This window comes from Xanthobacter autotrophicus, from assembly GCF_030015065.1.
GTDB classification, from domain to species: Bacteria; Pseudomonadota; Alphaproteobacteria; order Rhizobiales; family Xanthobacteraceae; genus Xanthobacter; species Xanthobacter autotrophicus_D.
In genome coordinates this window covers 1-24,853 of the sequence record NZ_JAIVFN010000073.1, presented here as the reverse complement: position 1 = coordinate 24,853, position 24,853 = coordinate 1, and the positions used below count along the sequence as shown (strand labels likewise).

20 protein-coding genes, 1 pseudogene and 1 riboswitch are annotated in these 24,853 nt (G+C 67.4%); of the genes and pseudogenes, 11 read left to right on the top strand and 10 right to left on the bottom strand.

Features of this window, described 5'->3' with window-relative positions; translation table 11 throughout:
- Positions 1–24 precede the first annotated feature (24 nt).
- A pseudogene (locus K9U40_RS14985) lies at positions 25–882 on the top strand (glucose-6-phosphate isomerase); the annotation flags it as partial.
- Positions 883–1,119: 237 nt separating this feature from the next.
- Positions 1,120–1,338: a hypothetical protein gene (locus tag K9U40_RS14980; protein ID WP_282890957.1), complete on the top strand. Its 219-nt coding sequence runs from the start codon at positions 1,120–1,122 to the stop codon at positions 1,336–1,338.
- Between the two features lie 457 nt (positions 1,339–1,795).
- Here the strand turns inward: K9U40_RS14980 and oxlT are convergent, their stop codons facing one another.
- From oxlT to K9U40_RS14965, 3 genes are all read right to left on the bottom strand, one after another.
- Entirely contained in the window at positions 1,796–3,091 is a 1,296-nt protein-coding gene (oxlT, locus tag K9U40_RS14975; protein ID WP_282890956.1) for an oxalate/formate MFS antiporter, read from the bottom strand.
- Between the two features lie 108 nt (positions 3,092–3,199).
- Positions 3,200–4,429, bottom strand: a complete 1,230-nt coding sequence (gene frc / locus K9U40_RS14970) for a formyl-CoA transferase (protein ID WP_282890955.1) — start codon at positions 4,427–4,429, stop codon at positions 3,200–3,202.
- Between the two features lie 202 nt (positions 4,430–4,631).
- Complete coding sequence (locus K9U40_RS14965; protein WP_282890954.1) at positions 4,632–5,111, bottom strand: CBS domain-containing protein; 480 nt, start codon at positions 5,109–5,111, stop codon at positions 4,632–4,634.
- A 302-nt stretch (positions 5,112–5,413) separates the two neighbouring features.
- On the opposite strand from K9U40_RS14965, the gene K9U40_RS14960 reads away from it, so the two are divergent.
- The gene (locus tag K9U40_RS14960; protein ID WP_282890953.1) at positions 5,414–6,103 is read left to right on the top strand and encodes a GntR family transcriptional regulator; all 690 of its coding nucleotides are present in this window, start codon (positions 5,414–5,416) and stop codon (positions 6,101–6,103) included.
- Between the two features lie 65 nt (positions 6,104–6,168).
- Here K9U40_RS14960 and carA read toward each other — a convergent pair whose 3' ends face one another.
- Positions 6,169–7,404: a glutamine-hydrolyzing carbamoyl-phosphate synthase small subunit gene (carA, locus tag K9U40_RS14955; protein ID WP_282890952.1), complete on the bottom strand. Its 1,236-nt coding sequence runs from the start codon at positions 7,402–7,404 to the stop codon at positions 6,169–6,171.
- A gap of 248 nt (positions 7,405–7,652) precedes the next feature.
- On the opposite strand from carA, the gene K9U40_RS14950 reads away from it, so the two are divergent.
- The 4 genes from K9U40_RS14950 (at position 7,653) to rpoD (ending at position 13,845) form a co-directional block, all read left to right on the top strand.
- The gene (locus K9U40_RS14950; protein WP_282890951.1) at positions 7,653–8,114 is read left to right on the top strand and encodes a GatB/YqeY domain-containing protein; all 462 of its coding nucleotides are present in this window, start codon (positions 7,653–7,655) and stop codon (positions 8,112–8,114) included.
- Between the two features lie 379 nt (positions 8,115–8,493).
- The gene (locus K9U40_RS14945; protein WP_282890950.1) at positions 8,494–9,522 is read left to right on the top strand and encodes an acyltransferase family protein; all 1,029 of its coding nucleotides are present in this window, start codon (positions 8,494–8,496) and stop codon (positions 9,520–9,522) included.
- A gap of 157 nt (positions 9,523–9,679) precedes the next feature.
- Positions 9,680–11,587, top strand: a complete 1,908-nt coding sequence (dnaG, locus tag K9U40_RS14940; RefSeq protein WP_282890949.1) for a DNA primase — start codon at positions 9,680–9,682, stop codon at positions 11,585–11,587.
- 257 nt (positions 11,588–11,844) lie between these two features.
- Entirely contained in the window at positions 11,845–13,845 is a 2,001-nt protein-coding gene (gene rpoD, locus K9U40_RS14935) for an RNA polymerase sigma factor RpoD (protein ID WP_282890948.1), read from the top strand.
- 84 nt (positions 13,846–13,929) lie between these two features.
- Here rpoD and K9U40_RS14930 read toward each other — a convergent pair whose 3' ends face one another.
- Entirely contained in the window at positions 13,930–14,982 is a 1,053-nt protein-coding gene (locus K9U40_RS14930; RefSeq protein ID WP_282890947.1) for a LacI family DNA-binding transcriptional regulator, read from the bottom strand.
- Positions 14,983–15,374: 392 nt separating this feature from the next.
- Here K9U40_RS14930 and K9U40_RS14925 point away from each other — a divergent pair, with 392 nt between their 5' ends.
- Both K9U40_RS14925 and K9U40_RS14920 read left to right on the top strand, forming a co-directional pair.
- A complete protein-coding gene (locus K9U40_RS14925; protein WP_282890946.1) occupies positions 15,375–15,929 on the top strand; it encodes a gluconokinase in 555 nt (184 codons plus the stop codon).
- A gap of 214 nt (positions 15,930–16,143) precedes the next feature.
- Positions 16,144–17,487, top strand: coding sequence for a GntP family permease (locus K9U40_RS14920; protein WP_282890945.1), 1,344 nt, complete (start codon positions 16,144–16,146; stop codon positions 17,485–17,487).
- A gap of 130 nt (positions 17,488–17,617) precedes the next feature.
- On the opposite strand, the gene K9U40_RS14915 is transcribed toward K9U40_RS14920, so the two are convergent.
- The 4 genes from K9U40_RS14915 to K9U40_RS14900 all read right to left on the bottom strand — a co-directional run bounded on the left by K9U40_RS14915 (position 17,618) and on the right by K9U40_RS14900 (position 20,448).
- The gene (locus tag K9U40_RS14915; protein WP_282890944.1) at positions 17,618–18,079 is read right to left on the bottom strand and encodes a low molecular weight phosphatase family protein; all 462 of its coding nucleotides are present in this window, start codon (positions 18,077–18,079) and stop codon (positions 17,618–17,620) included.
- A 6-nt stretch (positions 18,080–18,085) separates the two neighbouring features.
- Entirely contained in the window at positions 18,086–18,580 is a 495-nt protein-coding gene (locus tag K9U40_RS14910) for a UPF0262 family protein (protein ID WP_282890943.1), read from the bottom strand.
- 16 nt (positions 18,581–18,596) lie between these two features.
- A complete protein-coding gene (hisD, locus tag K9U40_RS14905) occupies positions 18,597–19,889 on the bottom strand; it encodes a histidinol dehydrogenase (protein ID WP_282890942.1) in 1,293 nt (430 codons plus the stop codon).
- A 94-nt stretch (positions 19,890–19,983) separates the two neighbouring features.
- Positions 19,984–20,448 carry a DUF2948 family protein gene (locus K9U40_RS14900; RefSeq protein ID WP_282890941.1) on the bottom strand — a complete coding sequence of 155 codons (465 nt, stop codon included), beginning with the start codon at positions 20,446–20,448 and terminating at the stop codon, positions 19,984–19,986.
- Between the two features lie 202 nt (positions 20,449–20,650).
- On the opposite strand from K9U40_RS14900, the gene K9U40_RS14895 reads away from it, so the two are divergent.
- Complete coding sequence (locus K9U40_RS14895) at positions 20,651–22,126, top strand: alpha/beta hydrolase (RefSeq protein WP_282890940.1); 1,476 nt, start codon at positions 20,651–20,653, stop codon at positions 22,124–22,126.
- Positions 22,127–22,168: 42 nt separating this feature from the next.
- On the opposite strand, the gene K9U40_RS14890 is transcribed toward K9U40_RS14895, so the two are convergent.
- Positions 22,169–23,185 (bottom strand): AI-2E family transporter, encoded by a 1,017-nt coding sequence (locus tag K9U40_RS14890; RefSeq protein ID WP_282890939.1) that lies wholly within the window; start codon positions 23,183–23,185, stop codon positions 22,169–22,171.
- A 313-nt stretch (positions 23,186–23,498) separates the two neighbouring features.
- Positions 23,499–23,609, top strand: a riboswitch (guanidine-I (ykkC/yxkD leader).
- A gap of 86 nt (positions 23,610–23,695) precedes the next feature.
- On the opposite strand from K9U40_RS14890, the gene K9U40_RS14885 reads away from it, so the two are divergent.
- The gene (locus K9U40_RS14885) at positions 23,696–24,799 is read left to right on the top strand and encodes a putative urea ABC transporter substrate-binding protein (protein ID WP_282890938.1); all 1,104 of its coding nucleotides are present in this window, start codon (positions 23,696–23,698) and stop codon (positions 24,797–24,799) included.
- Positions 24,800–24,853 lie beyond the last annotated feature (54 nt).

The window sequence follows — 24,853 nt, the reverse complement described above, 5'->3', positions numbered from 1 at the left end:
GTCAGAGGTGTATAGGAGACAGGGGTGGGCGGGCGCTATTCGGTGTGGTCGGCCATCGGCCTGCCGCTGATGCTGGCCATCGGCCCCGACCGGTTCCGCGAGTTCCTCGCCGGCGCGGCGGCCATGGACGAGCACTTCCGCTCCGCCCCCCTCGACCAGAACCTGCCGGTGCTGCTGGGCCTCATCGGTCTGTGGCATCGCAATGCCTGCGGCTTCCCGAGCCGCGCCATCATCCCCTACGACCAGCGCCTTGCCCGGCTGCCGGCCTATCTCCAGCAGCTGGACATGGAGAGCAACGGCAAGAGCGTGACCCGGGACGGGGCCGCCGTCGCCCGGCCCACCGGCCCCGTGGTGTGGGGCGAGCCCGGCACCAACGCGCAGCACGCCTTCTTCCAGCTGCTGCACCAGGGCACGGACATCGTGCCGGTGGAGTTTCTGATCGGGGCGCAAAGCCACGAGCCGGCGCTGAAGGATCACCAGGACCTGCTGGTGGCGAACTGCCTCGCCCAGTCGGAAGCGCTGATGCGCGGACGCACGCTGGACGAGGCGGCGGCCCAGCTCAGGGCCAAGGGCATGGCCGAGGACAAGGTGGCGGAGATCGCGCCCCATCGCGTCTTCCCCGGCGACCGCCCGTCGGTGACCATCGCCTATGCCACCCTCGACCCGTTCACGCTCGGCCGCATCATCGCGCTCTACGAGCACCGGGTGTTCGTGGAAGCGGCGGTGTGGGGCATCAACGCCTTCGACCAGTGGGGCGTGGAGCTGGGCAAGGAACTCGCCACCCAGTTCCTGCCCGCTGTCACCGGCGGCGCGCTGCCTGCCGGTGCCTCGCCATCCACCGCAGGCCTGCTCGCCCATCTCGGGGCCATCGTCAGGGACTGACCGCCCTTCCCGATCCTCTCCTGGCAAGCCCCGCCATCGGGGCATGCCGCGCCGGGGCCGGGGCTCTTCCGGCCTCGGCTCAGGCATGCAATGCTGCTATGCAGCAATGCGGGGACCCTCTGCGTATTATGTATACCAAAACGGATCGGGCCTGCGCTATGTAAAGCTCGATCCCGATGGTGCGCCGCACGCGAAGGCGCAATGGGGGTGGCACTTGAGGTGCCCGGAGACATGATTATGAACACGCTTGAACTGACGGCCTTCGGCCTTTTTGGCATCGTCCTCTCGCTCGCGGTTACCGGCCTGAGCGCCCAGAAGCCCTACTTGACCGTTGCCGGCGGCATGGGCGTGCCGGTGGAAGACGTGCTCCTGCAACCGTCCGAGCCGCGCTTCGCTTCGGTGCGGACCGCCGCGAACGGCGCCGTCCAAGTAGCCGTCTCGCCCCGCCACAACTGATGACGGACCCCGTGATGCGGAGGCATCCGGGATCGCGTTCTCCCCGTTCTGATCAAAAGAAGGGAGCGGCAAGCCGCTCCTTTTACATAAAAATACGTTGTCCCGTACGACAATAGCTCCGCAGAATCCTCCGGAAGCCACCGCATGGCTGCTGACCCGCAAACGAAAAAAGCCCCGGCACAAGGCCGGGGCTCGAGGGGCCGCCAACTTGGACGGCGGAGGGACTGGGTCCGCGCCTTGGACGGCGCGAGAGGAGCGGGGCCCGGCGGCGCGCCCGCCGCCGGAGCAGTTCGCGGGCGTCGTCTTGCCTTGGGCTTTCGAGCCGGAGCCTGAACGGCCTTGATCGCGGCCGTTCGGAAAACAGGTTGCCTGTCCTGGCGTCTGGAAGCGCTTTCAGGCGAGGCGGATATGGAGCTCCCGGCCGGACCGCGATGACCCGGCCGGGACCATTCGAGGGTCAGGCCGTCGCTTCGCGAGCGGCGGTCGCCGCGGCGGCCGCCTCGGCATTGAGCCGGTGGTGGCGCGCCAGCATGGGCCGTAGCACGAAGAGGGCGCCGAACGCGGCCGTCAGGTCCATGGCCGCCACCGTATAGAGCACGGTGGTCCAGGTGCCGGTCGCCTCCATCAGGATGTTGGCCAGCGGCACCAGCAGGGCGGCGAAGCCCTTGGCGGTGTAGAGCATGCCGTAGATCTTGCCGATGTGCTTGGAGCCGAAGGTATCCGCGGCGGTGGCCGAGAACAGGGAGTAGACTTCGCCCCAGGCCAGGAAGACCACGCCCGACAGGATGATGAACGCCCACGGATTGTGGCCGAACGTCCCCAGCGCGACGATGCCGAGGCCTTCCATGGCGAAGGCGAAGAACATGGTCTTCTCGCGGCCGATATGGTCGGAGATCCAGCCGAAGAAGGGGCGCGAGAACCCGTTCAGGATGCGGTCCAGCATCAGGGCGAAGGGCAGCGCCGCCATGGCGAAGAAGTAGAGGTCGACGTTGATGTGCTTCACGCCGAGGTCTTCGGCGATCACGCCCAGCTGCGCCACAGCCATCAGGCCGCCGGACACGGTGAGGACGAACAGGGTGAGCATGATCCAGAACACGGGGGTCTGGAGCGCCTCGCCCAGGGTGTAGTCGCGCCGGCTCTGGGCCACGGTGGTCGAATAGGTCACCTCGGTCTTGGACGGCGCCCGCAGGAAGCCGGCCGCGAGCAGGATCACCGCGCCCTGGATCAGGCCGAAGGTGAAGAAGGTTTCCTGGTAGCCGCTCGTCTTGATCATGGCGGCGATGGGCAGGATGGTCAGCACCGTGCCCGAGCCGTAGCCCGCCGCGGTGAGGCCGACGGCGAGGCCGCGGCGATCCGGGAACCACTTCAGCGCGGCGTTCACGCAGGTGGCGTAGACGCAGCCGACACCGATGCCGCCGACGGCCGCCGCCACATAGAGCGCGGTGAGCGAGCCGGCATAGGAATTGAGCACCCACGACAGGCCGGTGAACAGGCCGCCCACCATCACCATGACCCGCGGGCCGTACTTGTCGATGAAATAGCCCTCGATGGGCGTCAGCCAGGTCTGCACCACCACGAAGACGGTGAAGGCCACCTGCACCGAGGCGCGCGTCCAGCCGTTGGTCGAGACGATCTCCGGGACGAACAGCGTCCAGGAATACTGGATGTTCGCCGCGGCCACCATGCAGACGATACCAGCGACGAGTTGCAGCCAGCGATTGGTCGCAGGCGCCTTTACTGCTGCTTCAACCATATTTCCTACCCCTTGAGACTTTTTATAGTTTTCATGTTGGTAACCGCCCCACCCTCTTATTGTCCCTCATGGGGCGGCGGATGTGTGCAAACGGGTGTTGTCCTCCCGTCAGACGGCACCGGCGGCACGCATGCCGGCGATCTCTTCATGGGTGTAGCCGAGCGTGGCCAGCACCTCCTCCGTATGCTCGCCCAGGAGCGGCGCGCGCTCGACGGGAACGTGGCTTGCGGACAGATGGATGGGGGAGCCCACGGTGACGTAGGTGCCGCGCTCGGGATGCGGTACCTCCACCAGGAAGCCCCGGTCGTAGAGGGCGCGGTCCTCCAGGATGTCCCTGGTGGACAGGACCGGCCCGCAGGGCACGTCGATGGCCTTCAGGGCGGCCATGACCTCGAACTTGGTGCGCTTCACGGTCCAGCGCTCGATGATCTCGAAGCACTGGTCGAGCCGTTGCGCCCGCGCCTCGTGAGAGGCGAACTTCACATCGTCGATCAGGTCCTTGCGGCCCACGAGCCGCATCAACGGCGCCCAGCCCTGGGGTTGGATGATGACGTAGCAATAATCGTTCTCGCCGCCCGGCGCGCAGCGCAGCGCGGCACCCGGCTGGCCGCCGCCGGAGCAGTTGCCCGCCCGCGGCACGCAATCGCCTTCCGGGGCGCCGGGATATTCGGTGAGCGGCCCGGCGCCGAGGCGCTGCTGGTCGCGCAGCTTCACCCGCAGGAGGTTCACCACGCAGTCCTGCATGGCCACGTCCACCTTCTGGCCCTCGCCGGTAATGGTGCGCTGGTAGAGCGCCGCGAGGATGCCGGCCACGCAATGGATGCCGGTGCCGGTATCGCCGATCTGGGCGCTGGAGGCGGTGGGCGGGCCGGAGCGCCAGCCGGTGGTGCTCATGGCACCGCCCATGGCCTGGGCGATGGTCTCATAGGCTTTGGCATCCACGCCGGCGCCTTCGGCGAAGCCGCGGATGGACGCGTAGATGAGGCGGGGGTTGCGGGCCCGGACGGCCTCGTAGCCGAAGCCCTGGCGATCGAGCACGCCGGGGCCGAAATTCTCCACCAGCACGTCGCAGGCCTCGATGAGGCGGGTGAGCGCCTCCTGGCCCTGCGGGGTCTTGATGTTGATGGTGACGCTGCGCTTGTTGGCGTTCAGCATGGTGAAATAGAGACTGTCCACATTGGACTTGTCCCGCAGCTGGGTGCGGGTGATGTCGCCGCGCCGCGGCATCTCAACCTTGATGACCTCCGCCCCCAGCCACGCAAGAAGCTGCGTCGCAGAAGGGCCGGACTGCACGTGCGTCATGTCCAGGACGCGCACGCCGTCGAGCGCCTTGCCCATGCATCCACTCCCGGAATTCCCTGCCCTGGTTGGCGGAGGTGCCGGTCTGCGCCGGCTTTCTTTTCGCTGGATGACCGGCTTCCGCCGGCTGGGACTGACCCTGAGGGCATCGTCCGTGGCATATCTGTGTACTGAATTACGTATGCCAGATACAAAATGTAGCACCGTCGATCGGCCGTCGCAATCCCCTTGCGCGACGACATCACCTCAGGGCGGCGAGCCCCGCTTCCAGGCCGGAGCTGACGCCGGCGCCGACCGTCTCGCGAACGGCGGCTTCCTCTTCCTTGAGGTAGTGGCGCATCAGGTCGGTGGCGCTGATGACGCCGACGAGGCTGTGGTCCTCGATGACGGGCAGGTGGCGCACCTGGTGCTCGACCATCAGCCGCAGCACGGTCTCGATACTGTCCGCGAGGCTGCAGCTGATCACTTCGCGCTTCAGCAGGCTGGCGAGAACCATCTTCGGCGTGCCTGCGCCGTGCTCCAGCACAGCGCGCGTGACGTCCCGCTCCGAAAAGACACCCACCACCGTATTACCTTCGGTCCGGCAGACATCCTTGACGATGACGGAGGAGATGTTCTCCCGCTTCATCACCAATACCGCATCCGCCACGGTCTCGTGCATACGCAGGGTTATAATGCGGGTATCGCGCTTCTCCCGCAGCATGTCGTCCACGGTAATCATTGGCGTTCTCCCCTGGCGATGTGTTCGCCGTCACGAGCGGGGCTTGGGCGAAAAATGCCGCCCCGTCTCCTGGAAGAGATGCTGGTATTCAAAATACATTCTGTCAACGCGCAACGCGGCATGAACCGGGCGTTATCTTTGCTGCACCGCAATGCAACTGGGCAGAAGGTGCGGCATTGCTTACCCCCTTCAATCATGCTGCCATTCGATATGATGTATATGGTGCGCAACAGCGGGAATCGCGCGGCGCCGGTCCGGCGAACCTGATCAGCCAGGCGGCTAGCGAGGGGCGAAAGGGTGCGATGACGTACCAGGATATCAACGTGAAGCCGATCGAGACGGAATCGAGCTTCCGCATGAAGGCATACAAGGCGCTGAAGGCGGCCATCATGGAGATGGACATCTACAGCCACCCCGAGGAGATCCGCCTCGAGGAGCGCCAGCTCTCCGAACGGCTCGGCGTCTCGCGCACGCCGATTCGCGAGGCCATGACCCTGCTGGAGCAGGAGGGCTTCGTGCGGTCCGTGCCGCGCCGCGGCATCTTCGTGGTGCGCAAGACCAAGCAGGAGGTGATCGAGATGATCACCGTGTGGGCCGCGCTCGAAAGCATGGCCGCGCGCCTCGCCTGCGAGCGGGCGAGCGACGGGGAGATCCGCCAGCTTCGCGAGAACGTGCGCGCCTTCGCCAATCGCGATCCGGAGGAGTACGTCTCGGAATATTCCGAGGCGAACCTTGCCTTCCACAAGCTCATCATCCGCATGTCCGGATGCCAGCTCATCGCCGAGACCACGGAAAACCTGTTTCCGCACATGCGCGGCGTGCGCAAGGTCACCATCGGCCAGGATCACCGCGCCCAGCGCTCCATCGTGGATCACACGAAGATCGTGGAAGCCATCGAGAAGCGCGATCCGGATCTCGCCGAGCGCCTGGTGCGCGAGCACACCATGGGCCTCGCCCGCCACGTGGCCGAGCACGGCAACTTCCTGGACTGATCCGGCCACCTCACAAATAAAAAGGCCGGCGCATGCGCCGGCCTTTTTGCCTCTGCGAGCGCCCCTCAGGCTGCCTTGTGCTTGCCGATCATCTCGACGAAGCGGTCGAACAGATAGTGGCTGTCCTGCGGGCCGGGGCTCGCCTCGGGGTGGTACTGCACCGAGAACACCGGCCGGTCGGCCAGCGCGATGCCGGCATTCGATCCGTCGAACAGGGAGACATGGGTCTCCACCGCATTCTTCGGCAGGGTCTCCCGGTCCACCGCGAAGCCGTGGTTCATGGAGGTGATCTCCACCTTGCCGGTGGTGAGGTCCTTGACCGGGTGGTTCGCGCCGTGGTGGCCCTGATGCATCTTCACCGTGCGCCCGCCCACCGCGAGGCCGATCATCTGGTGGCCGAGGCAGATGCCGAAGGTGGGCACACCGGTCTCGATGATCTGGCGGATCACCGGCACCGCATATTCCCCCGTCGCCGCCGGATCGCCGGGGCCGTTGGAGAGGAACACGCCGTCCGGCTTCAGGGCCAGGATGTCGTCGGCGGAGGCGGTGGCCGGAACCACCGTCACCTTGCAGCCGGCGCGGGCCAGCAGGCGCAGGATGTTGCGCTTCACGCCATAGTCCACCGCCACCACATGGTGCCGGGGCGCGTCCTGGCGGCCGTAGCCCTTTTCCCATTCCCAGGTGGTCTCGTCCCAGCCGAAGCGCTGGGCGGAGGTGACGCCGGGCACGAGGTCCATGCCGACGAGGCCAGGCCAGGCCCGCGCCTCGGCCTTCAGCGCCTCGATGTCGAACACGCCGTCGGCGGAATGGGCGATGACCGCATTGGGCATGCCCGCCTCGCGGATGAGGGCGGTGAGCGCGCGGGTGTCGATGCCGGTGATGCCGGGAATGCCGCGCGCCTTCAGCCACTCGTCGAGGGGGCGGGTGGCGCGGTAGTTGGAAGGCTCGGTGACGGCGGTGCGCAGCACCACCCCGCGCACGCCCGAGGCGGCGGCCATGGACACCGTCTCGATGTCTTCCTCGTTGGTCCCCACATTGCCGATGTGCGGGAACGTGAAGGTGATGATCTGTCCCGCATAGGAGGGATCGGTCAGGATCTCCTCGTAGCCGGTGATGGCGGTGTTGAAGCACACCTCGCCGGCGAGCCGGGCCTCGGCGCCGATGCCGAATCCTTCAAGGACCGTTCCATCGGCGAGGACGAGGACGGCGGTGGGCCTGGGCTCGCTCCAGCCTTCGGCAGCGGTGCGCGCATCCCGGCCTTCGGCCGGGGCGGTCGGGGCATGGTCTTGTTCGTTGGTCATGGATCGCCTAGATAGAGGCTCGCGCGCCGCGTTTCCAGCGTCACGCGCGCGAATTTGTGCATCGCGGCGCCCGAAGGTCGAGGAAACGCGGAGGAAAGAGCCTCCGTCGGCGGTGCCGGGGCGCCAGGCAGGCGTTTCCCGTCCGGCGGGCTCGGACCGCAGCTTTGACGTGCCACTGCCCGGCCGGCGTTGCCCACCGCCTCCCACGCGCCCGATCTCGCTCATCATTCAAACAAGGACGACGTTCCGTGCTTCGTGACGACATCAATGCGGCCCTGAAAGAGTCGCTGAAGGCCCAGGAAAAGCGCCGCACCGCCACGCTCCGCCTCATCAATGCGGCGCTCAAGGATCGCGACATCGAGCAGCGCGGCCACGGCAAGGACCCCCTCACCGACGACGAGCTGCGCGCCCTGCTCGCCAAGATGGTCAAGCAGCGCGAGGAAAGCGCGAAGATCTACGACGAGAACGGCCGACCCGAACTCGCCGAACAGGAGCGCGAGGAAATCGTCTACATCCAGGCCTTCCTGCCGCAGCAGCTCTCCGAGGCCGACACCCGTGCCGCCATCCAGGCCGTCATCGCCGAGATCGAGGCCAAGGGCATCAAGGACATGGGTCGCACCATGGCGGTGCTGAAGGAGCGTCATGCCGGCGCCATCGACTTCGGCAAGGCATCCGGCTGGGTGAAGGAAGCCCTCGCCGCCGCCGGCTGAACGCTCCATGCGGATCCGGCCCGGACCCTAGCGCATTGTCTTCGCGGACGCCCCGCCGCGGGGGGCGGCCACTTGCGCGCCCGCATTCCACGGCGAGGGCCGGTAGCGGACCCGGCCCCGGCGAAACGGCCGGAGTTGCCCCCGAGGTCCACGGCCGTGTCAGCAGCCCCCCCCTCGGCCGGGCCTGTCCCGGCCTGTGGATAGCGAGGATGACGCGCGCATTGTGCAGCGCCACAACGTCATTCGCATTTCGCGAAAACAGAACTATGATGACCCTGAGTTGTGAGGGCCGACGCCACCTCATATTGAGCGGCAGGCCCGTGCCACCACGACCGGATCGATCACATGAGCGCGCATCCGGTCCCTTCGTGAGGGCTGGATGCGCATGGATCGTCACGGCACGGCAGACGGCGAGAGCCCCGCGCCCCTTCGGTCCGCGCCGCTGCGCCAGAGGGCGGCGTGGGTGGATGGCGCCAAGGGGATCAGCATCTGCCTCGTGGTGCTGTGGCATACTGCGGGCATTGATCTGCCCCTCAACAACCTGCTGATTTTCGTCCGCATGCCGCTGTTCTTCTTCGCCGCCGGTTTCTTCTCCGGCAAGGCGATCAACAGCGGCTGGCGCACCCTTCTGGCAGACCGAGCATTCAATTATTACTATATTTACGCGCTCTGGATGACTATTTTCTTCATCACCATCGTCGTGGTCAGAGACACGATGCACGGAGCACCACCGACATTCGCGGACTATTTCTTGAACTTCATAGATCCGCTGGAATATCTCTGGTTCATATTCGCGCTGGCATTGCTCTTCGTGTTCGCCAAGCTGGTCAGCCCCCTGCCGAAGCCCCTGGTCATCGGCACCCTGCTCATCGTCTACGCCATCAGCGTCCACGACGGACAATGGGAACCCCTCACCTTCCAGACCCGCATGGAGCGCCTGCCCCTCTTCTTCATTCTCGGCGGCTACCTTTATCCCTATGCGGACACCTATGCACGGCGGCTCAAGGCATGGTGGCCGGTGACATTGGCGCTGTTCCTCGCCTTCACCCTGCTCGTCCTCGGCCAGCACCTCGAATACATCGCCGTCCTCACCCTGACGGCCAGCGCCCTCGGCCTGTTCACCGTCTGCCAGTTCTGCCAGGCGACGGCGCAAACCCCAGTCGGCGCCGCCATGGGCTTCATCGGCCGGAACACGATCTACATCTACCTGCTGCACAAGATCCTGATCGTCTATCTCGTCAACGTCCTCGAGGCCACCGGCCTGTCCGGGCTTGCGGGGAACCCCTATCTGATCTTCGCCCTGGTGCTCCCCGCCTCCCTCGTCCTCGGGCTCGCCCTCCAGCGGGGGGCACCGTGGCTGTTCGAAGCGCCCTGGGTCCTGCGGCGCCGCGGCGAGGCCACCGCCTGAGCGGCATGCCGGCGGCCCGGCGGCAAGCTTGCGGGCAGGGACGCGCGCGCTTTACAAGACCCCTCGCTCCTCACACTGTGGCGGCAATGGCGGCAGACGATCGGAAGCGCCGCGAGGCGATCCGAATGGATGGGCCGGCCGCCCGGACAGACCGCGCATGCGCTTTCCGCCCGCCTTCCTTGACGAGATCCGCGCCCGCCTCCCCGTGTCGGAGGTCGTGGGCCGTCGCGTCAAGCTGAAGAAGCAGGGCCGCGAGTTTGCCGGCCTCTCCCCCTTCAACGCGGAGAAGACGCCGTCCTTCTTCGTCAACGACCAGAAGGGCTTCTACCACTGCTTTTCCTCGGGCAAGCACGGCGACGTGTTCGACTTCCTGATGGAGACGGAGGGCGTGCCCTTCGGCGAGGCGGTGGAACGGCTCGCCGCCATGGCCGGCCTGCCCCTGCCGCAGGAGACGCCCGAGGCGGCCGCCAGGGAGCGGCGCCGGCACACCCTGTTCGAGGTCATGACGCTGGCCGCCCGGCATTTCGAGGAGACCCTGCAATCGCGCCTCGGCGCCAGGGCACGGGGCTACCTCGCAGACCGCGAGCTCGGCCCCGCGACCCAGAAGCGATTCGGTCTGGGTTACGCGGCGGGGGAGCGGTTCCACCTCAAGGAAGCGCTGGGCAGGCAAGGCGTGCCGGTGGAGGACATGGTGGAGGCCGGCCTGCTGATCGCCGGCGCCGACATTCCCGTGCCCTATGACCGCTTCCGCGACCGGGTGATGTTTCCCATCACCGACCTCAAGGGCCGCATCGTCGGCTTCGGCGGGCGCGCGCTGGAAAAGGATGTTCCCGCGAAATACCTCAATTCGCCGGAGACGCCGCTCTTCCACAAGGGATCGCTGCTCTATAACGGCGCCGCTGCCCGCGCCGCCGCCCAGTCGGGCGCGCGGGTGATCGCGGTGGAAGGCTATGTGGACGTGATCGCCATGGCCGAGGCCGGCTTCGGCGCCACCGTGGCGCCGCTCGGCACCGCCCTGACCGAGGAGCAGCTGCACCTGCTCTGGCGCATGTCGGAAGAGCCCCTCCTGCTGTTCGACGGCGACAAGGCCGGTCGGCGCGCCGCCCATCGCGCCCTCGACCTTGCTTTGCCGCACCTCAAGGCCGGGCGCAGCCTCGCTTTCGCCACTCTGCCGGAGGGGCAGGACCCCGACGACCTCATCCGCCGCTCGGGCCGCGAGGCCATGGACAGCGTGCTGGCCCAGGCGCGGCCGCTGGTGGCCGAGCTGTGGGCGCGCGAGAGCGAGGCCGCCTCCCTCGATACGCCGGAGCGCCGGGCCGCGCTGGAGGCCCGCCTCGGCGAAGTGGTGTCCGCCATTGCCGACGAGACGGTGCGCAAGCACTACCGGCAGGAATTGCTCGGCCGCTTCAACGCCCTCGTCTCGCCGCAGGATCGCAATGCGGGGCGAAGCCGGCGCGAGAGCTGGCAGCCCGGCGGCGGACGCCGCTCCGCCCCCCTGCCCCCGCCCTTGGTGCCGCGCGGCACCGAGATCGCGCGCAGCGCGCTGGTGCTGGGACCGATGGCGGCCCTGCCGCGCAACGAGGCGTTGCTGCTCTTCTGCCTCATCAACCACATCTTCCTGCTGGACGAAGCCGGCGAGGAGGTGGCGAGCCTGCCCTTCGCCAATCCGGAGGCCGACCGCCTGAGGCGTATCCTGGTCGAGTCGCACCTCGAAGGGCTCGATGCGGATGCCCTTGCCGAGCGCCTGGGGCGGGCCGACCTCGATGCCCTCACCCGCCGCGTGAAGGCCCTCGCCAACCCCCGGCACGACTGGCCGGCATATCCTGATACCGCAGAAGCGGATGTCCGGCTCTGGTGGCACCAGCGCACGGCCTTGCATCGCAAGGCCCACGCGCTATCTAGAGAGTTGAAGGAGGCCGAACGCAGCCTGGGAGAGGATCCCAGCGAGGCCAATTTCGCCTGGCTTCGGGATGTCCGCGAGCGTCTTTCGGCGCTGGACGGGACCGAGGCGTTGGTGGAAGGTTTCGGTGCGTCATCGGGCCGGGGTGCGGCGCGCTCGCTTTGAACAGGCAGTGTTCGGGGCGGGAACCGCACTTTTTTCGCTTTCCGGCGCAGGCCACCCCATAGTGGCCACATTGGAAGCGAAGCAGGATGAAAGGGAGCCTAGCGCATCAACCATTGGGGTTGGAAGTGCGTTCAGGCTGGTTTAACGGGATGGCGTCAAAAAAGCCGCTCCCGGGCGCAAAGGCAAAAGGTGGCACGGCCGAGGCGCCGCGCCGCCGTTCTGCTGTTGCCACTCAGCAGGATCCGCAGGAGAAGTCTATGGCGAAGCAGTCTTCCGAAGCGACCGAGGCTCCCGAGAAGGAGACCGACGCGCCCGACGGGCCGTTGCTCGACCTCTCCGACGCCGCTGTCCGGAAGATGATCAAGAATGCCAAGCGCCGGGGTTATGTGACCTACGAGCAGCTCAACGAGGTGATGCCCTCCGAGGAGGTCACTTCCGAGCAGATCGAGGACACCCTCGCCATGCTCAACGACATGGGCATCAACGTCATCGAGGCCGAGGAAGCCGAGGCCGAGGAGGGCGGCGAGGAAACCGAGACTCCCGACGAGCCGGAGGAGGCGGAGGGCGGCGAGCTCACCGAGGCCGCCCCGCGCGCCGTCGCGCGTTCGGAGACCAAGTCCGAGCCGGCCGAGCGTACCGACGATCCGGTGCGCATGTACCTGCGCGAGATGGGTTCGGTGGAGCTTCTGTCCCGCGAGGGCGAGATCGCCATCGCCAAGCGCATCGAGGCCGGCCGCGAGGCCATGATCGCCGGCCTGTGCGAGAGCCCGCTGACGTTCCAGGCCATCATCATCTGGCGCGACGAGCTCACCGAGGGCCGCGTGCTGCTGCGCGACATCATCGACCTCGAAGCCACCTATGCCGGCCCCGAGGGCAAGAACCCGCCCGCGGCCCTGGGCGAGGAGGCCGCGCTCGCCCCCGAGGCGGGCGAGGACGGCCTGCTCGGCGACGCCCCCGGCCCGGAAGGCGACGAGGACGACATGGAAAACTCCATGTCGCTCGCCGCCATGGAGGCGGAGATCAAGCCGAAGGTACTGGAAACCTTCGACAGCATCGCCTCGTCCTACACCAAGCTGCGCCGCCTGCAGGACCAGAACGTCGAATCCAAGCTCAAGAACGAGACCCTCTCGCCGGCGCAGGAGCGCAAGGCGAAGAAGCTCAAGGAAGAGCTGGTCACCGACGTGAAGAGCCTGTCGCTCAACCAGGCCCGCATCGACGCCCTGGTGGAGCAGCTCTACGAGATCAACAAGCGCCTCGTGGGGCTCGAGGGCCGCCTCTTGCGCCTCGCCGACAGCTATGGCGTCACCCGCGACGACTTCCTCAAGAACTATATGGGCTCGGAGCTGGACCCCAAGTGGGTGCTGCGCGTCTCCAAGCTCGGCTCCAAGGGCTGGAAGGGCTTCGTCGCCCACGAGAAGGACACCATCCGCGACCTGCGCGGCGACATCCATGGCCTCGCCACCGAGACCGGGCTGGAGATCGCCGAGTTCCGCAAGATCGTGCAGATGGTGCAGAAGGGCGAGAAGGAAGCCCGCCAGGCCAAGAAGGAAATGGTGGAGGCCAATTTGCGCCTCGTCATCTCCATCGCCAAGAAATACACCAACCGCGGCCTGCAGTTCCTGGACCTGATCCAGGAAGGCAATATCGGCCTCATGAAGGCGGTGGACAAGTTCGAGTACCGGCGCGGCTACAAGTTCTCCACCTACGCCACGTGGTGGATCCGGCAGGCCATCACCCGGTCCATCGCCGACCAGGCGCGGACCATCCGCATCCCCGTGCACATGATCGAGACGATCAACAAGATCGTGCGCACGAGCCGGCAGATGCTGCACGAGATCGGCCGCGAGCCCACACCCGAGGAGCTGGCCGAGAAGCTCGGCATGCCGCTGGAGAAGGTGCGCAAGGTGCTGAAGATCGCCAAGGAGCCCATCTCCCTCGAAACGCCCATCGGCGACGAGGAGGATTCGCACCTCGGCGACTTCATCGAGGACAAGAACGCCATCCTGCCCATCGACGCGGCGATCCAGAGCAATCTGCGCGAGACCACCACGCGGGTGCTGGCCTCCCTCACCCCACGCGAAGAACGGGTTCTGCGCATGCGTTTCGGCATCGGCATGAATACCGACCACACGCTGGAAGAGGTGGGTCAGCAATTCTCGGTGACGCGCGAGCGCATCCGCCAGATCGAGGCGAAGGCGCTGCGCAAGCTCAAGCACCCCTCGCGCTCGCGCAAGCTCCGGTCGTTCCTCGACAATTGAGCGGACCGGCATCCTGAACTGAGAAAGGCGGCCGCACGGCCGCCTTTCTTCATTTGCACAGGGCCACCGGCAAGGAACAGCAGCTCAGCTGCTCTCCCGCTCCACCAGCTCGAAGCCGAGATCAATCGCCGGCTCGGCGCGGCAGTCGCCCTCCATGAGGGCGACCAGCCGGCGCGCCGCCGCCTCCCCGACCTTGGCCCGCGGGGTGCGGATGGAGGTGAGGCGCGGCGCCATGTGGGCCGAAAGCGGCAGATCGTTGAAGCCCACCACGGCAACCCGGCCGGGAATAGGGACCTGCCGTCGCGTCGCCTCGAAGATAGCGCCCTGGGCGAGGTCGTCGTTGCAGAAGAAGATGCCGTCGATGTCGGGGTAGGCCTCCAGCAGGCGCACGAAGAGTTCGCCGCCAAGCGCCACCGACGACGGCTCCGGCACCGACAGCCAGACCGGGGGCCGCACCTCGCGCTCCGCCGCCAGTACACGCTGGAAGCCGAGCCCGCGTTCGAGGGCGCGCGGATCGAGCTGCGCGGCCACGTACGCGAGATGCCGCCGGCCCCGTGCGAGCAGGTGACGCGCCACCGCCGCGCCGGACTCCTCCTGGGAGAAGCCAACGCAGTGAAGCCCGGCCTCCCGGCTCAGCTCCATCATGTAGACCACCGGAATGCCGCTCGCCTTCAACAGGCTCCGCGTGGCGGGAGTCTGCTCCAGGCCGGTCAGCAGGATCCCGCGCGGCTGGTAGGCGAGGTAGTTGCGGACGAGCTTCTCCTCTTCCTCCGGCGAATAGTGGAAATTGCCGATCAGCACCTCCAGGCCGCGCGGCATGAGCACGTCGTGGATCGCCTCCAGCGTGTCGATGAACAAAAGGTTGGAGAGGGAGGGAATGAGCACCGCCACCGCATCGCTGTGGGCGGAGGCGAGGGTTCGGGCCGCGGGGTTGGCGACATAATTGAGCGCTGCCGCCGCCTCCCGCACGCGCCGCGCGAGATCGGGATCGACGCTTGCGACGCCCCGCAGCGCGCGCGACGCGGTGATCGGCGACACGCCGGCGATCCGGGCGAGCTCCGCGAGGGTCGGGCGGCCGCTGGCACGCGACCCGCGAGAGGAACCGCCGGACGGCCCGTCCGAAGACCGTGGGGACATGGAAGCGATTTCCGCTTGATAGCTGCCGATGGAAGCGCATAAGATAACGCTATCTTGGCGGCATCAAGCAAGAAAATTGCGCGCTCCACAGTCATGTGAGCACTTGATCCGTGGAGACTAGAGCACGCGCCGATCTGCTTGCATCGCAAGCTGATCGGACAACGCGTTCTCTTTCTTGAGTTTAGAGGGCGATTCACCGAGCAAATTGATTCCATTTGCTCGGATCGCGCTCTAGGGGCTTACTCGACTTAAGGTCAATGGTTGCGAAGTGCATGGCACCTATGCTTCGGCCGATCTGAGACAGCGCTGTCTAATCGGGTGCCGCACGACACCGGCTCAAGGGCGCACGGCGGGGGACGAAGATGGGCGATGGCATTGCAGCCCTTGTGGTGATGGGCGTGTCCGGCTGCGGCAAGAGCAGCGTCGGCGCGGCCGTGGCGGCGCTTGCCGGCGCGCGCTTGATCGAGGGCGACAGTTTCCATCCCGAAGCCAACATCGCGAAAATGTCCGCCGGCATTCCGCTGGACGACAAAGACCGGGCCGGATGGCTGGCGCGACTGGGCGAAGAGATGGCGCGCGCCATTGGCGAGGATGCCCGGCCGGTCCTGACCTGCTCGGCGCTGAAGCGCCAGTATCGCGAGGCCCTGCGCGCGGCCGTGCCCGGCCTCGGCTTCGTCTTCCTCGACCTGACCCGCGAGACGGCGGCCCGCCGCGTGGCGGAACGGCCCGGACATTTCATGCCCGCGAGCCTGATCGAGAGTCAGTTCGCGACGCTGGAGCGCCCATGCGGCGAAGCATTGACACTGACCCTGGACGCCACACTGCCCTTGCCCGAGATGGCTAGGCAGGTTGTGGAGTGGTGGCGCGTGCCGGCCGTCTTCGGCGCTGACACGGCCCATCCGGGCGTCAGGATACCCGCCGGCCATCCTGTGAGGGAGGCCCTCTAACCCACTCTTCCTGCCTGCCGCACGCCCTCGGCCCGGCCCCGGGTCACGGACGCAGAGCGGGCTTTTTCCCGTTAAGATAGCGCTATCTTGGCTTGCGTCACTTCCGATCCGCCCTTCGCCGGGCCGCGCACGGCGGCCAAGGCGCGGCGGCAGATCGGGGCAAGCAGAGCATTTCCCTGTGTTTCAAATATGTTGTGAGGAGCGCATGCTGGGCATGAGCAAGGACACTTTTCTTCTTCTGGATGCGGCGGTGACCATCATCGGTCTCATCGTCCTCATCACCCGTTTCAAGATTCACCCGTTCGTGGCCCTGATCCTGGCCGCGGGATTCCTGGGCCTCAGTTCCGGCATGCCGGTGGACCTCGTCATGAAGTCCTTCCAGGACGGGTTCGGCGGCGTGCTCGGCTTCGTCGGCATCGTGCTTGGCCTCGGCACCATGCTGGGCAAGCTCATGGCCGAATCGGGCGGCGCGGACCAGATCGCCCAGACCCTCATCGACGCCTTCGGCAAGGAGCGCGTGCACTGGGCCATCATGCTCGCAGCCTTCCTGGTGGGCATTCCGCTGTTCTTCGAGATCGGCTTCGTGCTGCTCATCCCCCTCGTCTTCATCGTGGCGAGCCGCTCCGGCGTGTCGCTGGTGAAGGTGGGCATCTCGCTGCTGGCGGGCCTCTCGGCGGTGCATGGCCTGGTGCCGCCCCATCCCGGCCCGCTGCTGGCGGTGGGCGTGTTCGGCGCCGACATCGGCAAGACCATCTTCTACGGCCTCATCGTCGGCCTGCCCGCCGCCGCCGTCGCCGGCCCCATCTTCGGCTCCCTGATCTCCCGGCGCATTCCCGGCCATGCCTCGCCGGAGCTGGTCGCCCAGTTCGTGCAGGATACGCGCACCCACACCCTGCCCGGCTTCGGCGTCACCCTCGTCACCATCCTGCTGCCGGTGGTGCTGATGCTGCTGAAGGCCTTCGCCGACGTGACCTTCGCCGCCGGCCATCCGGTGCGCTCCTGGCTGGACCTCATCGGCCACCCCATCACCGCGCTGCTCGCCGCGTTGCTGCTGTCACTCTATACCTTCGGCAGCGCCCGCGGCTTCTCGCGCGAAGTCATCGTCAACCATCTCAACGACAGCCTGCTGCCGGTAGCGGGCATCATCCTCATCGTCGGCGCCGGCGGCGGCTTCAAGCAGATGCTGGTGGCCAGCGGCGTGGGTGACGTCATCGGCCATATGGCGGTGCAGGCCCACGTCTCGCCCATCCTCCTCGCCTGGCTGGTGGCGGCGGTGATCCGGGTGGCCACGGGCTCGGCCACGGTGGCGACCATCACCGGGGCCGGCATCGTCGCCCCGGTCATCGCGCTCACCCCCGGGGTCAACCGCGAGCTGCTGGTGCTCGCCACCGGCGCCGGCTCGGTGGTGCTCTCCCATGTCAACGATGCCGGCTTCTGGCTGGTGAAGCAGTATTTCAACATGACGGTGGAGGAGACCTTCAAGACCTGGACCGCCATGGAGACGATCCTGTCGGTGGTCGCCCTCGCCCTCATCATGCTTCTGTCGCTGGTGGTGTAGCTCCGCCGCGACAGCGCGCCCGCCGCCGCTTCCCCACGTCCGGCGGCGGGCGTGATCTTCCTGCGATCCCCAGGATGCTGCGCATCCGGGATCTTCTCGCTCAAGCGTCGCGCGGGCTGGTGGACTGGCGTCAGGGCTGGCGGAACCGGGCGCGGATGCGCTGCTCCAGTTCGTCGCGCACGGCGCGGTAGGCATCGAGGCGCTGCTCGCGGTTGCCGCCCTCGCCCGTGGGATCGGGGGTGGGCCAGTATTCCACGCCAAGGGCGTTGGTGCGGGTCAGTTCCAGCGCGCGGTGATGGGCATCCGGCGAGAGGGTGATGGCGAGGTCGAAGCTGAGGCCTTCATATTCCTCGAGATCCTCCACGCTCTGCGGCCGATGCTTCTTCACGTCGAGACCGATCTCCTCCAGCACCGCGGTGACGAAGGGGTCCGCCTCGCCCGCGATCACGCCGGCCGAGGCCACATAGATCGACTTGCCGAACAGGTGCTTGGCCAACGCCTGCGCCATCACCGAGCGCACCACGTTCTGCCCACACATGAAGAGAACCGATTGCGGCCGCGCCGAGCGCTTTGGTGCCGCAGGGGGCTCCATGGTCGCTCAGCCTTTCCAGTGCAGGGCGCAGATGAGCGTGAACAGGCGCCGCGCGGTGTCGAAATCCAGCTCCACCTTGCCCACGAGGCGCTCGCGCAGCAGCGTCGAGCCCTCGTTGTGAAGCCCGCGCCGGCCCATGTCGATGGCCTCGATCTGGCTCGGCGACGCGGAGCGGATGGCGTTGTAATAGCTCTCGCAGACGAGGAAGTAGTCCTTCACCACCTTGCGGAAGGGGGTGAGGGAGAGGTGGTGCTGCACCACCTGCTCGCCGCTCTCGCGCTTGATGTCCAGAACCAGGCGGCTTTCCATGAGCGAGATGTGCAACGCGTAGGGCCCCTGCCCCGGGTCGCCGCACGGGGCGAAGCTGTTGTCCTCGATGAGGTCCCAGATGGCAGTGGCGCGCTCGTGCTCGATGTCCGCGCTGGAATGGCCGATGGAGGCATCGTCGAGGGTCACCGCGCTGAGGCGGGCCGACGGGCGGGCATCCGGCGTGTCGCTCATCGCCTCGTCCTTCCGGTCATCTGTTGGTGCGGATGGAGACAGACCGCCCGTGCGCGTCCAGACGCTCCACCGCCGCGAGGCGCACGGCCGCCGGCCCGAGCTGTTCCAGCGCGCCGGCGTCGAGCTTCAGGATCGAGGTGCGCTTCATGAAATCGAGCACGGACAGGCCCGAGGAGAAGCGCGCCGAGCGGGCGGTGGGCAGAACGTGGTTGGTGCCGCCCACATAGTCGCCGATGGCCTCCGGCGTGAAGGCGCCGACGAAGATCGCCCCCGCATGCCGCACCTTTGCCGCGAGGTCATCGGCATTGGCCGCGTGGATCTCCAGATGCTCGGGCGCGATACGGTCCACCAGCGGAATGGCCGAGGCGAGGTCCGGCACCAGGATGACGGCGCCATGGTCGCGCCACGAGGCGGAGGCGATGGCCACGCGCGGCAAGGTCGCCAGCATGCCCTCCACCGCCTTCTCCACCTGGTCCGCCAGCTCGGGCGAATCGGTGATGAGGATGGACTGGGCGGCGGTGTCGTGCTCGGCCTGGGCGAGGAGATCGGCGGCGATCCAGTCGGCGCTGGCGTCCGCGTCGGCGAGGATCAGCACCTCGGAGGGGCCGGCCACCATGTCGATGCCCACCTTGCCGAACACCTGCCGCTTTGCGGCCGCCACATAGGCGTTGCCGGGGCCGACGATCTTGTCCACCGGCTGGATGCTCTGCGTGCCATAGGCCAGGGCCGCCACCGCCTGGGCGCCGCCCACGCGATAGACCTCGTGGACGCCGGCAAGGCGCGCCGCCGCCAGCACCAGGGGGGCAATCTCGCCATCCGGCGCCGGCACCACCATGACGATGCGCGGCACGCCGGCGACCTTGGCCGGCACGGCATTCATGAGCACGGACGAGGGATAGGCCGCCGTGCCGCCGGGCACGTAAAGCCCCACCGCGTCCACGCTGGTCCAGCGGTGGCCGAGCACCACGCCGGCGGCGTCGCGATAGGTGTCGTCGGCCGGCTTCTGGCGGGCGTGATGGGATTCGATGCGCGCCTTGGCGAAGGCGAGGGCTTCGCGGGTCTCGTCCGGGATGGAGGCGAGGGCCGCGTCCAGCTCCGCGTCGGTGACGCGCAGACCCAGTTTTTCGAGGTCCACCCGGTCGAAGGTGCGCGACAGGTCGATAAGGGCGTCGTCGCCCCGCGCGCGCACGTCGGCGATGATGGCGGCCACCTGGTCCTGCACGTCCACCGACGCCTCGCGCTTGGAGCCGAGGAAGTGGGTGAAGCGCTCGGAAAAGTCGGGTTGTTCGGTAGTGAGGCGGATCGGCATGGCGCCTTGCTAGAGCAGGTTCGCCCGCGAGGGAAGCCCCGCGGTCACCGTGCCGCGCCGGCGGCACGGCGTTCCCGCGTGTCCGTGGCCGCGCTCAAGCGGCGGAATCCTTGGTTTCCGGCACCTCTTCGGGCACCGGGTGCTTGGGCGCATGGGTGCAGCCCCAGGCGGGCCCGAGGTCCCGCATACCGGCCTCTATGCACTCCACCTCGAGCCGCACTTCCGCGCCGCCCGAGAAGGTGAGCAGCACGAAGCCCGAAGGCGCCTCGCCGGGAATGAAGGTGACGGCGAGGAGATTGAGCACGCCGGTGCGGCGCGCCTCCTCCATGTTGCGGCACTTCACGTCGCGCACCCGCTCGAAATGCAGGCCGGTGCGCCGGCGCACGGTTTCGTTGGCGCAGACCTGCTGGTCCCAGTCGAACCGGTTCAGCACCATGGCGAAGCGCTGCAGGCGCGGCAGGAACCCCATGTCGGCGGTCTTCACCACCGCATCCTGCAGATGGGCGGAAAAGATCGCGAGATCCTCGTCGTCGAGGGCGATGAGTTTCAGGTTTTCCATGGCGATACTGCCTTTCTGGCGTAGAGCGCACATAGCGATCACGCCACCGCCCTTCAAGGGGCAAAGGTGGGCCGCGACGCCGCGTCCGCTGCCGCGCCGCTCCCCGGCGGCGGGCGATCCGGCACGGCTTCACCTTTGCCCTGGCGCCTCGGCGGCCTATAGGCTCCCTGCACCGCCGCAGGCGGCAGGGGGACGACAGCACATGAGGATTTTCGGCTCGCTGTGGCGGGGATCGAAGCGCGCGGTGAAACTCTTCGCCCTGCTGGCGGCCGCCGTTGTCCTCACCATCTTCGTGGTGCGGGCGGTGGACAGCCAGCGCGGCCCGCCGCTGGAGCCCTGGCACACCTTCGTGCCACCGGAACTCAGCCGCAGCGAACTGGCGAAGGCCGACCTTGCCCAGTACCTCCAGGCCGAGGACAAGGCCTTCACCGCCGTGCGCGGCGAGGTCACACGGAAGCTCGACCCTGCCGACCGCGTGCGTTTCAACCGCTACTTTGACGCCAGCCCCATCTATCCGGGCCGCTTCGCCCGGGATTTCAACCGCACCTATGTGCTGGAGCCCAAGGGCGCGCCGGAGGGGGCGGCGGTGTTCCTGCACGGCCTCACCGATTCGCCTTACAGCCATCGCCACCTGGCGAAGCTCTATGCCGATCACGGCTTCATCGCCATCGCGCTGCGCCTGCCCGGCCACGGCACGGTGCCCGGCGCCCTCACCGAGACCGATTACGAGGACTGGATCGCCGCCACCCGCCTCGCCATGCGCGAGGCGCGCCGGCGGGTGGGACCGGACAAGCCGGTGCACATCGTCGGCTATTCCAACGGCGGCGCATTGGCGCTCATGCATGCGCTGGATGCGCTGGACGACCCGTCGCTGGTGGCCCCCTCCCGCATCGTGCTGATGTCGCCCATGGTGGGGGTGACGGAATTCGCGCGCTTCGCCGGCCTCGCAGGCCTGCCGGCCATCTTCCCGGCGTTCGCCAAGGCGGCGTGGCTGAGCCTGATCCCCGAGTTCAACCCCTTCAAGTACAATTCATTCCCCGTGCATGCGGCGCGCCAGTCCTTCCTCCTGACCCAGGCCCTGCAAGAGAACATCACGCGCCATTCGCGCTCGGGGCGGCTCTCGGGCCTCGCCCCGGTGCTCACCTTCCAGTCGGTGCTGGACCACACGGTGAGCACCCGCGCCGTCATCGACGAGCTGCATGCCCGCCTCGACGACAATGGCAGCGAGCTGGTGCTGTTCGACATCAACCGCGGCGGGCAGTTCGAGGAGCTTCTGACGGTCAATGCCGGCACCGCCCTCTCCCGCCTGCTGCCGCCCGCGCCGCGGCGCTTCCGCACGGCGGTGATCGCCAACGCCTCCACCATCACGCAGGCCATGGAGGTGCGCGAGACCCTCGCCAACGCCACCGGGGAGACGGCCCGCCCGCTCTCGGTCGCCTATCCGGACGATGTCTATTCCCTGTCCCATGTGGCGATCCCGTTCCCGCTCTTCGACGGGCTCTACGGGCTGGAGCCGGACCTCGCCGACAACTTCGGCATCCGGCTCGGGGATATCGCCGCGCGGGGGGAATACGGGTCGCTGGTGGTGAATGTGGACATGCTGGTGCGCATGTCCTCCAACCCCTTCTTCCCCTATCTCGCCGAGCGGGTGGCGGCAGGCCTGCCCCCCGCACGATAATGCTGTTGAGGGCCGACGCTCAGGCGCGGCGCGGGCTCGGGCTCACGCCTGCTCCGGAACCGTCTGGCCTGACAGCAGTTCCGCCACATGGCGCGCGGAGGGCTGGTGGGCGCAGATGGTGAGGACGGCGATCAGGATCGGCACCCCGATGAAGGCGCCGGCAATGCCCCACAGGAAGGCCCAGAAGAACACCGAGAACAGCACCAGGAACGGCGACACCGCCAGCGCCTTGCCGGCGAGGCGGGGCTCCAGATAGGAGCCGGACAGGAACTGGATCACGTTCAGGCACACGAACACGAACAGCGCCATCTCCCAGGATTCGAACTGGGCGAGGGCGAACAGGGTGGGCAGGAGCGTCGCCACGAACGGGCCGATGAAGGGGATGTAGTTCATGGCGAAGGCGATGGCGCCCCAGGCGAGCGCCAGCTCCAGCCCGGCGGTCAGCGTGAACACCCACACCACCGCGCCGGTGGCGATGCTCATGAGCGTGCGCACCGCCATGTATTTCTGCAGCTTGGCCGCCGTATCCGCGAGGGCCGCCGGCAGGTGGGGCGCGCGCCCGGAGCGGCTGAGGCGCAGCACCTGGCTTTTCGCGGCATCCACCTCCAGGAGGCCGAGCAGCACGTAGATGAAGGTGAAGACGAGGAAGCTCGCCAGCCCCTGCAGGCGGCCGGACAGGTCCTGGAACAGGCGCAGCAGCCAGCGCACGTCGAAATGCTCGGCCCACAGGCCCGCGAGGACGAAGCCGTGGCCCTCCAGCCATTCGGCGGCCTGGCCATAGAGCGCCTGGAAGCGGGCGGTGTTCTGGAACACCCAGGCCGCCACATGGCTGAAGCCCCACACCACCACGGACGACACCCCGCCCACGACGACGAGCGTGACCACCAGGGTGGCCAGCACCGCGACGAGATCGGGCAGGCGCCGCGCCAGCGCGGCCTTGAGGGGATAGACCACGGCGATGACGAACAGCGCGAACGCCACCGGCGCGATCAGCGTGCCGGCGATGTAGAGCGCCGCACAGACCACAACCGTCGCCACCAGTCCCACCATGATCTTCATGCCGCGCGTCCTTCCGTCGTCGACAGCCGCTTACCGCACGCCCTGGCGAATGGCGAGGGCCGAACGCGGCCCCCGGCCGACTTGGGCGCAAGGCCCCCCTGCGCCGCAAGCGGCAAGCGGCAGGCGGCAAGCGAGGCGTGCGGCAGATCCACCGCCTCCGCACATGCATGCAATGTGTAGCAGTCGGGATATAAATGATTAAATTCTAACCACATCATGCCCACCCGGCACGCAGCCTTGCTGCCGCCGGACAAGCTAACCATTTGATTTTCCAAAATACGAATATTGGCACGGTGATTGCTTTGAAGGAGTTCGAGTTGGTGGCTAGGGTTCCGGCATCCTGCGGGGTGCGCTGGTCCGAGAGCTGCCACCGCTCCGGGAGACATCCGGAGCGGGTGCACGGCGGGACAAAAGCCCGGGAGACCTCAGTGGCCAAGGAATTGGCGGCACTCGGGTCTCGCCAATTCCCAATCGTATTACGTGAATTAATCCGTAGCGAAGGGGAATAGCATGCGCACTCCGTTCTCGTTCTCAGCCCACCGCCTGAAATCCCTTGCCGCCCGCGCCCTCGGCGCCGCCGCCGTGGCGGGCCTCGCCCTCGCCGCCCAGCCGGCCGCCGCCGCGCCCAAGAAGGACTTCAAGGTCGCCTGGTCCATCTATGTGGGCTGGATGCCGTGGGGCTACGCCAATGACGCCGGCATCGTGAAGAAGTGGGCCGACAAGTACGGCATCAAGATCGAAGTCGTGCAGTTCAACGATTATGTGGAGAGCATCAACCAGTACACCGCCGGCGCCTTCGACGCCCTCACCGTCACCAACATGGACGCCCTCTCCGTGCCCGCCGCCGGCGGCGTGGACACCACCGCCGTCATCGTCGGCGACTTCTCCAACGGCAATGACGCGGTAATCCTGAAGGGCAAGAAGGAGCTTTCGGCCATCAAGGGCCAGAAGGTGAACCTGGTGGAGTTCTCGGTCTCCCACTATCTGCTGGCCCGCGCGCTGGAGAGCATCAAGCTGAAGGAGCGCGACGTGAAGGTGGTGAACACCTCCGACGCCGACATGGTCGCCGCCTTCAAGACCAAGGACGTGACCTCCGTGGTCACCTGGAACCCGCTGGTGTCCGAGATCCTCGCCGACAAGACCGCCCACAACGTGTTCGACTCATCCAAGATCCCCGGCGAGATCATGGACCTGATGGTCGCGAACTCCGACACGCTCAAGGACAACCCGGACTTCGGCAAGGCGCTGGCCGGCATCTGGTACGAGACCACGGCCCTGTTCACCGCCGACACGGACGCCGGCAAGGCGGCGCGGGCTGCCATGGGCAAGGCCTCCGGCTCGGACCTTGCCGGCTTCGACAGCCAGCTCGCCGCCACCCGCCTGTTCGCCAAGGCGCCGGAGGCGGTGGCGTTCGTGCGCTCGCCGGAAGTGGGCACCACCATGGACCGGGTGCGCAAGTTCCTGTTCGAGAAGAACCTGCTCGGCTCCAACGCCAAGTCCGCCGACGCGGTGGGTATCGCGCTCGCCGACGGCAAGGTGCTGGGCGACGCGAAGAACGTGAAGTTCCGCTTCGTCGACACCTGGATGGCGCTCGCCGCCGACGGGAAGCTCTGAGACGGGCGGGCGCGCCGCCAGAGCCCTCTCCCGCTGGCGGGGGAGGGTTGGGAG